The organism is Mesorhizobium sp. M1338, from assembly GCF_040318045.1.
Classification (GTDB): Bacteria; Pseudomonadota; Alphaproteobacteria; order Rhizobiales; family Rhizobiaceae; genus Mesorhizobium.
In genome coordinates this window covers 168,456-181,191 of record NZ_JAMYLL010000001.1, presented here as the reverse complement: position 1 = coordinate 181,191, position 12,736 = coordinate 168,456, and the positions used below count along the sequence as shown (strand labels likewise).

The window sequence follows — 12,736 nt, the reverse complement described above, 5'->3', positions numbered from 1 at the left end:
GCGTGCTTCGATATTTTGTCTGGCGCATTGCCGTGATGGTTCCAACGCTGCTGGTCATATCGGCACTGGTGTTCACGATCATCGAACTTCCCCCAGGCGACTATTTCGACAGCTATGTTGCCGAGCTTCGGGCTCAGGGCGAAGCGGTGGATTCCGATCGCATCGAGATGATGCGCAAGGAATATGGTTTCGACAAGCCACCGGTCATTCGCTACTTCTACTGGGTCGGCGGGATGCTGCACGGCGATTTCGGCTATTCCTTCGAATATGAGCTGCCGGTTCGCGACGTCGTCGGGGACAGAATGTGGCTGACGGTGCTGGTTTCCTTCGTCACGATCATCTTTACCTGGCTCATCGCCTTTCCGATCGGCATGTACTCCGCCACGCATCAATACAGCTGGAGCGACTACGGCCTGACTTTCTTCGGCCTTCTCGGCCTTGCGATTCCGAACTTCATGCTGGCGCTGATCCTGATGTATTTCGCCAACATCTGGTTCGGCACGTCTATCGGCCATCTCATGGACCAGCAATATCTCGGCGAGCCGATGAGCTGGGCCAAGGCGAAGTCGATCCTCGCCCATCTCTGGATTCCGGTCTTGATCATCGGCACCGGGGGCACGGCAAGCATGATCCGGCGGCTGCGCGCCAATCTGCTCGATGAGCTACATAAGCAATATGTCGTGACCGCGCGCGCCAAAGGCCTTCATCCCTTCAGGGCGCTGGTCAAATATCCGCTGCGCATGGCGCTCAATTTCTTCATTTCAGATATCGGCTCTATCCTGCCGGCCATCATCTCCGGCGCCGAAATCACCGCGATAGTGCTGTCTTTGGAGACGACCGGACCGATGCTGATCAAGGCGCTGCAAAGCCAGGACATGTATCTGGCAGGGTCGTTCCTGATGTTCCTCGCCTTCCTGACGGTCATCGGCGTCCTGATTTCCGACCTGGCGCTGGCGCTACTTGATCCGCGAATTCGTTTGCAAGGCGGCAGCACCAAATGAACACGCAATCGCCGCTGCCCGCTCCGGGCGCCCCACTGCAACACTACGTTTCCATCGCGCCCTTTGACCTGCAGTCGGTCGAGGAGATGACGCCGGAGCAGTCGAAGGTCTTTCAGGCGTCGCAGCTGCGGCTGATGTGGTGGAAATTCCGTCGGCACAGGCTTGCCCTTGTATCCGGCATATTCCTGGCAGCGCTTTATTTCGGGATACTGATCTGCGAGTTCCTGGCGCCCTACGATCTGCACACGCGCAACATGGACTACATCTATTCGCCGCCGCAGCGGGTGCACCTGTTCCACAACGGCCAGTTCGTCGGGCCGTTCGTCTATGGCCGCCAGATGACGCTGGATATGGACACGCTCAAGCGGAACTACATCGAGAAACAGGATGATGTTCAGCGGATCCGTTTCTTCTGCAAGGGCGACAAGTACCGGTTCTGGGGCCTGATCGAAGGTGACAGGCATTTTGTCTGCCCCGCCGAAACCGGTCAGCTCTTTCTGGCCGGCACCGACAGGCTGGGGCGCGATGTGCTCTCGCGCATCATCTATGGCGCACGCATTTCACTGACAATCGGCCTTGTCGGCATCAGTTTCAGCTTCCTGCTCGGCATTGTCATCGGCGGACTGGCTGGCTATCACGGCGGTATCTTCGACCTGATCGTTCAACGGATAATCGAAGTTCTGCAATCGATCCCCAGTATTCCGCTATGGCTGGCTCTGGCGGCGATCATGCCGATAACCTGGAGTCCAATCCTGATCTATTTCGGCATCACCGTCATCCTCGGGCTGCTCGACTGGACCGGACTGGCGCGGGCCGTGCGTTCGAAGCTTCTAGCCTTGCGCGAGGAGGATTACGTTCTGGCCGCGCAATTGATGGGCGCCAGAAGCAGCCGCATTATACGGCGGCATCTCATTCCCGGCTTCATGTCGCATCTGATCGCGACGGCGACGATCTCCATACCCGGCATGATCCTGGGCGAGACGGCGCTGAGCTTCCTCGGGCTCGGCCTGAGGGCACCGATAACCAGCTGGGGCATCCTGCTCACCGAGGCGCGCAGCGTCAGCGTGATCGCGTTCTATCCATGGCTGCTTTTGCCGATGCTCCCCGTCGTTCTCGTCATCTTGGCGTTCAACTTCCTCGGCGACGGGTTGCGGGACGCCGCGGACCCCTACAAGTGACATCGCTATTCCGCCGCGCGCTGCGCCGCCAAGTCCACTCGGTACGATCCTCGTTGGCAGCCTGTTCGGTTGTTGCAGTGCCCATAGTGGGCCTCTATATGCGACGAGGCTCGATCGGGGTTTAATCGCGGGCATTGCCGATCTTTTGAGCTGGTTCAGGACACACAAACGCATATGAGTCGCCTCGACAGTTTCATCCGGAGGATGACCGCACAGCGCGACATACTCGATCATGTCTGCGCCGAGGTGGCGAAGATGGAGGGGCCCGTGCTCGAGCTCGGCCTTGGCAATGGCCGGACGTTCCATCATCTGCGCGAGCGCCTGCCCGGACGCCGGATCGTGGCGTTTGACCGCGCACTTGCCGCACACGCCAGCTCAATTCCCGAAGCTGAAAACCTCGTGCTCGGCGAAATACGCGAGACGGCGAGCAGGTTCATTGGCATCGAGGCCGCTCTCGTTCATGCCGACATCGGCACCGGCTACGAAGATCGTGATGCAGTGACCTCTACCTGGCTTCCCGATCTGACCGCGCGCCTGCTTCGCGTCGGCGGCATCGCGGTCAGCGGCACGCCGCTCGATCACCCACAGTTGCAGCGCCTCGCGCCGCCGCCTTCGGTTCCCGCCGATCGCTATTTTATCTGTAGGCGCGTGTGAGGGCCCGGGAGGACCCAGGTCTTCAGGGGCCAAATCTTCAGGGCCAGGCCTTCAGGGGATCGTGTATACTGCTATCTCCCGGTCAATGCCGCGCAGCGAGACCTCGTGGGGCACGGGCGTCAGCGCGTTCCTGTGTAAGAGATCGGCGGTGAGATTGTCATCGACCACCGCACGAGTGGCGAAGATTGCCTGTGCGTTGGCAAGGTTCTGGACCCGCGAAGCAATATTGACCGTCTGGCCGAAATAGTCCTGTCGCTCGTTCATGGACACGGCGATGCAGGGGCCGGCATGGACGCCGATCTTGAGCAGCAGGTCCTCGCGCCCGCTCTTCTCGTTGAGCGCCCGCATGGCATCGCGCATCCTGAGGGCCGCAGCAATCGCACGATCAGGCGTCGCGAAGGTCGCCATCACCGCATCACCGATCGTCTTGACCACCGCGCCTGCCTCCGCCGCGACGATCTCGTGCAGAACCTGGAAATGTGCGCGCACGAGATCGAAGGCCGCAAGGTCGCCCACCCGCTCGTAAAGCGCGGTCGAACCGCGCAGGTCGGTGAACAGGAAGGTCAGGCTGGTGATCTTCAGGCGCTGGTTGATGTCGAGCGTATCCGTGCGATAGAGATCGCGGAACGTCTGGTTGGTTAGCAGGCGCTTGGCGGTGAGGAATGGCCGGCGTTTGCCCAGGAAATCATGCAAGGCCTGGCCGGCGATGAAGACCGTCGGCAGCACGCGGGTGTCGGTCCTATTTTCCAGGGAAATGCGCAGCGGGCCGGGTTGCATCTCCAGCGTCTGGTTCTGGACATGGTCGCGGTCGAAGACCAAAGAGAGGCTTCGGCGCTCCTTTGTCGGTTCGCCCTTCACGTCGATGAACTGCGCTGAATGGGTGACCGGCTCGAAGACGATGATGAATTCGGACGGAAGCTGTATGGGCAGAAGCGCCTTTTCACCGGGCGCAAGCTCGATATCTTCCAGCGAAAACGCTTCCAATTTTTTCGCGAAATCCTCATCCGGGACATCGACGCCGGACGCCCAGTAGATCTGGCGGAAATATTCCACCATCGGCAGTTCGTGTGGATTGTGGGCGGCAATCCTGCGTATGCGGGGACTGACGGTGAATGTCACCTCGACCATCTCGTCGAGGGTCGGCGAATAGCCCTCGGAGCACAGCGCGCAGGTGTATTCGTCCTTCTGCAGGGTTTTCAGCGTGGCGTTGGTGTCGAGCACGCCGCCACAGCCGGGGCACAGAACGTTCCAGGAAACGTCGAAAATGCCCACCCGGGCCGCGTGGAGAAAGGCGCTTATGGCGCGCTCCTCGTCGAGGCCATGCTTGCTGGCGAACGCTGGCGCATTGATGCGGCAAAGTTCGCGGTCTTTGCCCTCCGCGACGGTTCGCTTGATTGCGTCGATTACCAGTGGATCGACATCGGTCGATTGCCGCAGAAGCGAGAACAGATCCTGAGCTTCGTTCATCGGGCTGGCTCCGAAAAATGCGCCTCCCAGGCGTGTTGATCGGACCGCTCTTTTGTCCGAGTGTTTCATTTTACTTCGAAACGGATCATTCGAATAGACAGCCTGGTGATGGTTCAATTTCCATTCGGTGGATTTTCACTTGCCGCAAGCGGCACTATGATGGTCGATAGGCATTCACCTTTGGGGCTCTCTCCGATGCCGGCACCCAACAACCCGCCATTTCCCGCGGCCCTGCGCCTTTTCTCTGTGGTGGTCATCATCGTCCTGATCATAGGCGCCGGCCTGTTTTTCGCGCCTGTGCTGGTCAAGCCGGGCTGGCCTTGGGCCGTCACGCCGTTCAATGCTCGCTTCCTCGGCGGCTTCTACACCGCCGAAATGGTCGTGATGGCGGCGCTGCTGTTTTGGAACCGCTGGTCGCCCGGCAGGCTCGTGCTCGTCATGGCCTTCATCTTCACCGCCATCGTGTCGGTGGCTTCGTTCGTCAATCTCGGCTATTTCAACTTTGGGCGCAAAGCGCCCTGGCTCTGGTTTTTGGTCTATCTGGGCTCGGTCGCGGTATCCGGGATGTTCCTGTGGCGGGCCAGGGCCCGTCCTTCTGCAAAAGGCGTGACCTTAAGCTCCGCGTGGCGCGGCTACATGCCGGTGGAATCGGTGATCCTTGGGGTCTATGGCGTCGGCCTGTTGCTGTTTCCCCTAACGTTCAGCAGCATCTGGCCATGGCCGGTCGATGCCTTCCACGCTCAGCTCTACAGTGCCATCTTCCTCGCCGGTGCGGGCGGCATATATCTCGTCTGGAGAAGCGCGCCGCGCGAGGAACTGCTGGTGCTCGGCCTGGCGCAGTTTCTGGTTGGCCTGCTTGCTATCGTTGGACTCGTCATCACCGACGCTGCGGTGCATCGGATCGACTGGACGGCGACCGGGACATTGTGCTGGCTCGCCCTTTTCGGCTGGATCGGCATCAGTGGCGTCTTCAAACTCTACGCCGCCTCCCGGTATTTTAGCTCGCAATCGGCATCATAGGTTGCAAAGACGGCTGGATTTTCAGGTGCCGTCCGGTGCATCGTGCCGGGCCGATTGCCTTCGCCGGGAACGCCATGACCAACACGACCTCGCCATCTTCCGAGAAAATCCGGCCGCAGCTCCGATCCGTCCGGCCAAGCGATGCGGAGGCGCTTTGTGCTATCTTCAACATGCCGGGCTTCCGCTGGGGCACGTTCAGGATGCCCTTCGAGATGGTGGAGCAGGTGGAGCGGCGCATCGCCAAGTCCGGCCAGGAAACCACCTGGATCGTTGCGGAGTTGGACGGCAAGATCGTCGGTCATGGCAGTCTGGTCGTGCAGGGTTCGCCGCGCCGTTCGCATATCGGCGAGATCAATATCGGCCTTGACGATGCCTTTGTCGGCAAGGGCATCGGCTCTGCCATACTTGGGGCGCTGCTTGACGTGGCCGACAATTGGCGCGCCCTGAAGCGGGTCGAATTGACCGTCTATGCCGACAACGAACCGGCCATCCGTCTCTACAAAAGCCACGGGTTCGAGGTCGAAGGCCGGCATGTGAAGGCCGGTTTTACCGACGGGCAGTACCGCGACCTCCTGAGTATGGCCCGGCTGCGGTTCTAAGATCCGCTGTTTTGCCTTAGGTGTTCAGCCGACCCAACAATTCGTGCCGGATCCGCTCGCACTTGGCGTTTGCCCCGCAAGCGGCTAGACGGGACCGATGACCGCCGTCTTTGATCCAACCCCTGCGCCTCCGGTGGAAATTCTGGCTGTGCTGTCGCTGCTCTGCCCGGAAGTCGTGCGTGACATCGAGCAGAACTGGAATGCTCCGGTCTCCGACTACGCCCGCCATCTGTGGCGGCCGGTGGCAAGGCCTGCATCGGGCCCGGCGATCGCTGCCCGCTCGATCCTGCGCGAAGTCCTGCATCAACGCCTCGGTGTAATTATGCAGCCTGAGGAGATCGGCAAGGCCCTCGAAGAGTTCGAGCACAGACCGGTAATTCAGTCCGGCCTGCACTGCCTGCTTCTGATGGACCGGATCACCTTCGATGCCCTTCTGTTTGCCTGGCTCGGCGCGGTCGAAAACGAGCTGTCTGCCTTCGTCGGCTTCATGGGAACGACGATGACCATGGAGACAATTGGCCGGGAAGGGCCCGGATGGCTCGAGGTCGGCGACGACAAGGTCAACCTGTTTGGCATGGGGCGCCACAAACTGTGCCGCAAGAGCGTCTGCGCGGCCGGTCCCGTCTCCCTCAACAAGCGCGCGCTCGAAGCGGTGGGCGATGAAACGGATGCCCGCCGTTGGCTAGGTACACTGCTTGCCAGTCAGGACAAGGTCTTTGGAACCGCCGCCGATGCCATGACAGCCCTCAACGAGGATCTGGTCGCCAATTGGGATCGTTCCGGCATGGCCCTGCCGGTTTTCATCGATGATCGGCTCGCCGCTTCTGCCATGGCGCGGCATCTGGAATATGAAGGCAGCCTTCTTTCCAGGCTGCTCATCGAACCCGCAAGGCGCCACCGTCTCGAACATGCCTTGCAAGAGGCCGCATCAGGCCCATTCGGCAGATTCCTGCCCAATGCCACGGACTATTTCTGGGGCATCCGCGAGGAGCGCGTGCGCAAGCTCGTTCTTGAGAACGGGCACCTGATCGAGCCTGACAGGCCGCATGGTCTTTCCATCCCGTTCGAGCGGCCGCATCTCAAGCAGGCACTGCTGGACGGCGTGCTGCTGCCGAACTTGTTCTTGACCTTCCTCGTTCTTGCCATATTGCCGCGGGTGCGGGTTGTCGGCGGCCTGAGACAGATTGGCTATGTAGCGCTTTTCCACTCGATCCTGCTGGCTGCGTTGGAAAAAACCGCGCCGGAAGAGCGTGATCTGGCTGCGGAGCTGCAGGTAAGGGAAAATGCCTGGGGCACCCGGGTCATCGATGAAAAGATCTCGGTCCGCGAGCAGCTTGCCGGCCTGCCGGAAGGGGCGCTCTTCGCGGACCTGCTCCGGCAATACCGTTCACGGACATTTGCCGAGACCACCAACAACCTGAAACTGGTTCGCGAAAACGCGCGATGGCGCAAGATCGGCCAAGCCTACAGCGTCTGATCCGGCCGCATGGCCTTACCTGTCATTGCACGATGCCGGCCTTGCGGAGCCCGTCGACCATGAGTTCGAAATCGGCAGGGTTCTTGTAAGGCAAGACTTTGCGACGGTATTCCAGCGAATAGCCAGGATTGACGCGAAGCACATCCTGCCATGCCGCGCGGGCCTCGGCGAGACGGCCCAGATGGCCGTAGCTGGCAGCCAGAAGCGCGCGCGAGACGTCGGTGACGGCGTTGCGCGCCAGCCGTTGCAGCAAGAGGTCAACGGCCTCGTCGAACCTTCCCAGTTGAAACAACGCCAAAGCCTGGAAGTGCAGAAGCACATCCGGAAAGTATGGGTTCAGGGTCTTTCCCCGGGCGAAACTCTCAAGGGCCCCCTCGGGTCTGCCCGAGTAATACAGCGCCTCGCCGCGGGCGACGTGCGCTTCGGCGAAGTTCGGATTGAGGACCAGTGCGCGCTCGACCTCGTCGATGGCCTCATCGTGCCGTCGTGTGTACAGCTTGGCTATCGCCAGCGCCCAGTGCGCCCAGGGATCGCTGTCATCCAGCGTTACCGCTCGCGTTGCGGCCTCCTCCGCTTGCGCCATCGATTCAGGCGGTGACGCACCCCACCTGTTCAGGTAATCGATTCCGTGCGTGAGGGCGAGGAAAGCGTAGGCAGAGGCAAACTTCGGGTCCAGTTCGGTGGCGCGTTGCAAGAGGTCGCGGGCCGCGACATTCGTCTCCTTCGTCAGCCGGTGCCACAGCTCCCTGCCCCGCAGGAAACAGTCATACGCCTCCGTGTTGCGCGGGTGCTCCGGCGCCAGCCGCTGACGGTCATCCTCAGTCAGATTGAGCGCCAGCGCACCGACGATCTGCTGCGTCACGTCGTCCTGCACCGCGAATATGTCGGTCAGGTCGCGATCAAACCGCTCCGCCCAAAGATGGCCGCCCGTGGTTGCATCGATGAGCTGCGCGGTGATGCGCACCCTGTTCCCCGACTTGCGTACGCTGCCCTCGAGTACATGCCGCACGCCGAGCTTCGTGCCCACCTCCTGCACATGGACGTTCTGGCCCTTGAACGTGAACGATGAATTGCGTGCGATGACGAAGAGTTGCGACAGTTTGGACAGGGCCGTGATGATGTCTTCAGAGATGCCGTCGGCGAAGTAGTCCTGTTCGGCGTCACCGCTCATATTGGCGAACGGCAGGACGGCGATCGACAGCTTCGGCGGCACTGCCGTAGCCGGCCGGCTCGTCGCGGTTTCCGAGATCGCGGCCGCCTTGGTCCCGGCGCTGCCGACTTGCAGCGAATAGACCCGGATCGGCTCGGCGATGTTCTTGAGCTGTGTGCTGCCGAGATCGCTGACCGAGAGGTCGAGCCTCGCCTTGACCTGGCGATAGGCATCCTCGGACAGGCAGATGGCGCCGGGCGCCGCGACTCCCTCCAAACGCGAGGCGATGTTGACGCCGTCGCCCATCAGGTCGCCGTCGCTTTCTTCGACCACATCTCCCAGATGGATGCCGATCCTGAACTCGATACGGCGGTCCTGCGGCACGCCGGCGTTGCGCTCAACCATGCCATTCTGAACCTCTATGGCGCAGCGCACGGCATCCACCACACTGCGGAACTCAACCAGCGCCCCATCGCCGGTGCGCTTGATCACCCGGCCGTGGTGCACCGCGATGATCGGATCGATCAGGTCGCTGCGCAGTGTCCGCAACCTCGCCAAAGTACGATCTTCATCCGCGCTCGCGAGCCGGCTGTATCCGACCACATCCGCAGCCAGGATTGCGGCTAGCTTACGATTCTCGCTCAAGGGTTCGTCTCCTCATCTCCACGATAGCAGGAAGACCGAAGCAAGAGGGAACTTTCGCAACCGACAGCCACGCAGCAAACCGAATTGGCTGTGCGCTGCCACAGGACCCACCCGACCGCCGGATGCCCATTTGCGCTGCCGCTTGCCGGTCGACGGCTATCGGTTCATGCTTGTGAATATCCTGGCCGTGAAGTGCGTAGGGAGATCACGCCGTCACGGCCCCTAGTGAGGTCTGGTTGGATGGACTGCTCAGGCTGCGGTTTCAAGGTTGAGGGCGGTTACGCTTTCTGTCCGAGGTGCGGCAAGCGCCAGCCCGTGCCATGCGCCAGTTGCGGCTATCCCTGCGCACCTGATTTCGAGTTCTGTCCGAAATGTGGGGCAAGCGTCGGTGCGCCCGCAAAAGCCGTCGAACGGCCTGCTCCGACACCAAGCCGAACCATTGTGCCGCCTTCTCGAACTCCGTCGCTGCTTGCGAACATCGAAAGCGATGAAGGGCTGCATCCTGTCTCCGACGCCGATCGCAGGACGGTAACGGTCCTCTTCGCCGACCTTTGCGGCTTCACGACACTCAGCGAGCAGCTCGACCCCGAGGTCATGCAAACGCTGCAGAACGAACTGTTCAAGGAACTGACGGCGGCCGTGCGAAACTTTGGTGGTTTCGTCGACAAATTCATCGGCGATGCACTGCTCGCTTTGTTCGGTGCGCCGGTCGCGCATGAGGACGATCCGGAACGTGCGCTTCGCGCCGCTCTCGACATGATCGCCCGGACGGCGCGGCTCGGCGAAAGCGCCTCCCACTCCGGCGCGCCTCTGTTACTCCACATCGGCATAAACACTGGTCCGGTCGTCACTGGCGGATTGGGCATCGGCACCGCCAAATCCTATTCGGTGACCGGCGACACGGTGAATACGGCGCAACGCCTGCAATCGCTGGCCGCACCGGGTGAGGTGCTGGTAGGCGAGCTCACTCACAGGCTGACCCGGCATGCCTTCTCATACGAGTCGCTGGGCGATGTCGTGCTTCGCGGCAAGGCTGGCAGTGTGCTCGTCCATCGACTGGATGCACCGCTTGCAGCGCCGCGAGCAGCGCGTGGGCTCGAGGCGCTCGGCCTCAGCGCGCCGATGATAGGTCGTGCTGCGGAGCTCCATAGAATGCTGGCGAGCCTTGACCAGGCTTGCGGCGGCTCGGCCCAACTTGTCCGCCTCGTCGGAGAAGCCGGTATCGGGAAATCGCGGCTGGTGAAGGAGTTCGTCGCCCGCGTCGGCGACGAGGATCGTTTTCGCAACGTCGCCGTGCGGCAGGCCACGTGCTCACCGCTGGGCGAACAATCATTTGGCGCCCTAGGCGCAGTGGTGCGCAGCGCTGCCGGGATGATGCAAAACGACGATGGGGACGAAATGCGGGCGAAGCTCGCAGGCTTGCTTGCCGATCTCGGCCTGCAGGGCGAGGAGGCGAAGCGGCTGATGCCTTTGCTCTACCATGTGCTTGGCCTTGGCGACCCCGATGCCACCTTGCAGCATGTCGAACCCGAGCAGCTACGGCGGCAAATTCTCTACGCGGTCCGCACAATCATCGAACGGCGGCTTGCGTTGTCGCCGCTGTTGATTGTCGTCGAAGACCTGCACTGGGCCGACGCCGTGTCGCTCGAGGCACTGCGTTTCGTGATGGACAGGTTGGAACGCACGCGGTTGATGGTGCTGGTCACGCATCGCCCGGCGCCGGACAACAGCCAACTCGACTCAAGTCGGGTCAGTCACACAGCGCTCAGGCTTTCGCCGCTCAACAGCGATGAAGGTCGCAGCCTGCTGGCGGCGCTTTTCGGCGAGAGCTGGGTAAGCTCCGCGGGAGGGCTCGTCGATCAGATCCTCGAGCGAGCGGGCGGCAACCCTCTTTTTTTGGAGGAGATCGTTCGCGGCCTTATCGATCGCGGTGTACTGATGCGCGAGGGCCAGCGATGGCGGACTGTGGCAGGCGAAGTCGCAACCGGCATTCCCGCCACTATCCAGGCAATGTTGCTTGCTCGCGTCGACCGGCTGCCACAAGGGGTGCGCCGGTTGGCCCAGGAAGCCGCGGTAATCGGCCCGCGCTTCGATGCCACGCTTCTGAAAACCGTGACAGCCGACCCCGCCCGGCTAGAAGCCGGCTGCGAACTGCTTTGCGATGCGGAAATCATCGAGGAAGTTGCCGGATCAGGCTCGGTCTCGTCGCAAAGCTACCGCTTTACGCAAACATTGCTGCAGGACGTGATCTACCAGAATCTGCTCCTGCAACGCCGGACCGAAATCCACGGGCGGATAGGTGCTGCCTTGGAGCAACTGTGCGGCGATAATCCGGAACGGCTAGAGGATTTGACCGTGCTCGGTCATCATTTCGCACAGAGCGCCGAGCGGGAGAAGGGCGCGCATTACCTGCAGGCGGCCGGCGATCGCGCTCGCATGATATACGCCAACGACGATGCCCTTCGTTTCTACGAGCGAGCACTGACTGCGTTGGAGGCGACCGGGCAAACACCGCTCAAGCTGACAATTGCCGAGCGCATTGCCGATTTGAGCGGCTCCGCAGGCCGCCGCGAGATCGCGCACCATCACTACGAGGCGGTGTTGCAGGCATACCGCGAGTCGGCCAATCGCGTCGCGTCGGCGCGAGTTTTGCGTAAGATCGGTCGGCTGCTCTGGGACGTCGGCAAGCGGGAGAAGGCAGAATCCCGCTATGCTGAAGCGGCAGCGCTCCTCGATGGAGCGGATGCCCCGGTCGAGCAGGCGCATCTCTGGCAAGAACGTGGCCGACAGGCTTTCCGTAGCGGAGATCACGCTCTCGCGGCAAAATGGGCAGACGCGGCGTTGGATTGCGTACGCATTCTGACAACGGAGCATGTCTCCGAGGTGGGGCGTGAGGCCACTCTTGTGACCGCCGAGGCACTCAATACCAAGGCTGTCGCGCTGGCTCGCCTTGGGCGAAACAGTGAAGCCGTGCGTCAGGTCGAACACAGCATTGAATTGGCCGAAGCCGCCGGTCTGCTGGGCGCGGCCTGCCGCGGCTACACCAATCTCGGCGTGCTTTACACGACCATCGATCCGGCACGGGCGATGGAGGTCTGTCGGCGCGGTCTTGAAGTCGCGCGCCATATTGGTGATTTGGGCTTCCAGGCGCGCCTTCTCGCCAATCTGGCGGTCGCTTGTTGTACTTTCACGGATCGCTGTCCAACAGAGGGCGTGCCTGCTGCCGAGAAAGCCATCGAGATCGACCGGGCACTCGATCAGCGAGAGCATCTGCCGGTGCCGTTGATTGTGCTTGGGCAGATCCACCAGTGCAACGGCCGTCCGGAACTGGCCGTTGGCTTGTTCCACGAAGCACTGGACGTAGCCCGCGAAACGGGCGAACCCCAACTGCTGTTTCCGTGCTATGATGGTCTGGCAACGCTTAATCTCGACCTCAACAATCTTGCCGAGGCCGAACGCTACTTTTCCTTGGCGCAGGGTATATGCGCCCAGCACGGGCTCGACCCGGAAGCGCTTGTGGTGCTGCCTTTTCTCGATTAGCCGGG

Annotated in this window: 9 protein-coding genes; 7 read left to right on the top strand and 2 right to left on the bottom strand. The window is 61.6% G+C overall.

What is annotated here, in order from left to right:
• Positions 1 to 2 precede the first annotated feature (2 nt).
• The 3 genes from NKH19_RS00925 (at position 3) to NKH19_RS00915 (ending at position 2,833) form a co-directional block, all read left to right on the top strand.
• The gene (locus tag NKH19_RS00925; protein WP_352863168.1) at positions 3 to 1,001 is read left to right on the top strand and encodes an ABC transporter permease; all 999 of its coding nucleotides are present in this window, start codon (positions 3 to 5) and stop codon (positions 999 to 1,001) included.
• Complete coding sequence (locus tag NKH19_RS00920; RefSeq protein ID WP_352863166.1) at positions 998 to 2,179, top strand: ABC transporter permease; 1,182 nt, start codon at positions 998 to 1,000, stop codon at positions 2,177 to 2,179. The genes NKH19_RS00925 and NKH19_RS00920 overlap by 4 nt, the downstream gene beginning before the upstream one ends.
• 174 nt (positions 2,180 to 2,353) lie before the next feature.
• Positions 2,354 to 2,833 carry a class I SAM-dependent methyltransferase gene (locus NKH19_RS00915; protein ID WP_352863164.1) on the top strand — a complete coding sequence of 160 codons (480 nt, stop codon included), beginning with the start codon at positions 2,354 to 2,356 and terminating at the stop codon, positions 2,831 to 2,833.
• 51 nt (positions 2,834 to 2,884) lie between these two features.
• On the opposite strand, the gene NKH19_RS00910 is transcribed toward NKH19_RS00915, so the two are convergent.
• On the bottom strand, positions 2,885 to 4,300 hold the full coding sequence (locus NKH19_RS00910; RefSeq protein ID WP_352863162.1) for an adenylate/guanylate cyclase domain-containing protein: 1,416 nt from the start codon (positions 4,298 to 4,300) through the stop codon (positions 2,885 to 2,887).
• 195 nt (positions 4,301 to 4,495) lie between these two features.
• Here NKH19_RS00910 and NKH19_RS00905 point away from each other — a divergent pair, with 195 nt between their 5' ends.
• From NKH19_RS00905 to NKH19_RS00895, 3 genes are all read left to right on the top strand, one after another.
• Complete coding sequence (locus NKH19_RS00905; protein ID WP_352863161.1) at positions 4,496 to 5,320, top strand: hypothetical protein; 825 nt, start codon at positions 4,496 to 4,498, stop codon at positions 5,318 to 5,320.
• 74 nt (positions 5,321 to 5,394) lie between these two features.
• The gene (locus NKH19_RS00900) at positions 5,395 to 5,919 is read left to right on the top strand and encodes a GNAT family N-acetyltransferase (protein ID WP_352863160.1); all 525 of its coding nucleotides are present in this window, start codon (positions 5,395 to 5,397) and stop codon (positions 5,917 to 5,919) included.
• 97 nt (positions 5,920 to 6,016) lie between these two features.
• Positions 6,017 to 7,396 (top strand): hypothetical protein, encoded by a 1,380-nt coding sequence (locus tag NKH19_RS00895; RefSeq protein WP_352863159.1) that lies wholly within the window; start codon positions 6,017 to 6,019, stop codon positions 7,394 to 7,396.
• A gap of 22 nt (positions 7,397 to 7,418) precedes the next feature.
• On the opposite strand, the gene NKH19_RS00890 is transcribed toward NKH19_RS00895, so the two are convergent.
• Positions 7,419 to 9,191: an adenylate/guanylate cyclase domain-containing protein gene (locus NKH19_RS00890; protein ID WP_352863157.1), complete on the bottom strand. Its 1,773-nt coding sequence runs from the start codon at positions 9,189 to 9,191 to the stop codon at positions 7,419 to 7,421.
• A gap of 240 nt (positions 9,192 to 9,431) precedes the next feature.
• On the opposite strand from NKH19_RS00890, the gene NKH19_RS00885 reads away from it, so the two are divergent.
• Positions 9,432 to 12,731, top strand: coding sequence for an ATP-binding protein (locus tag NKH19_RS00885; protein ID WP_352863156.1), 3,300 nt, complete (start codon positions 9,432 to 9,434; stop codon positions 12,729 to 12,731).
• Positions 12,732 to 12,736: the final 5 nt, after the last annotated feature.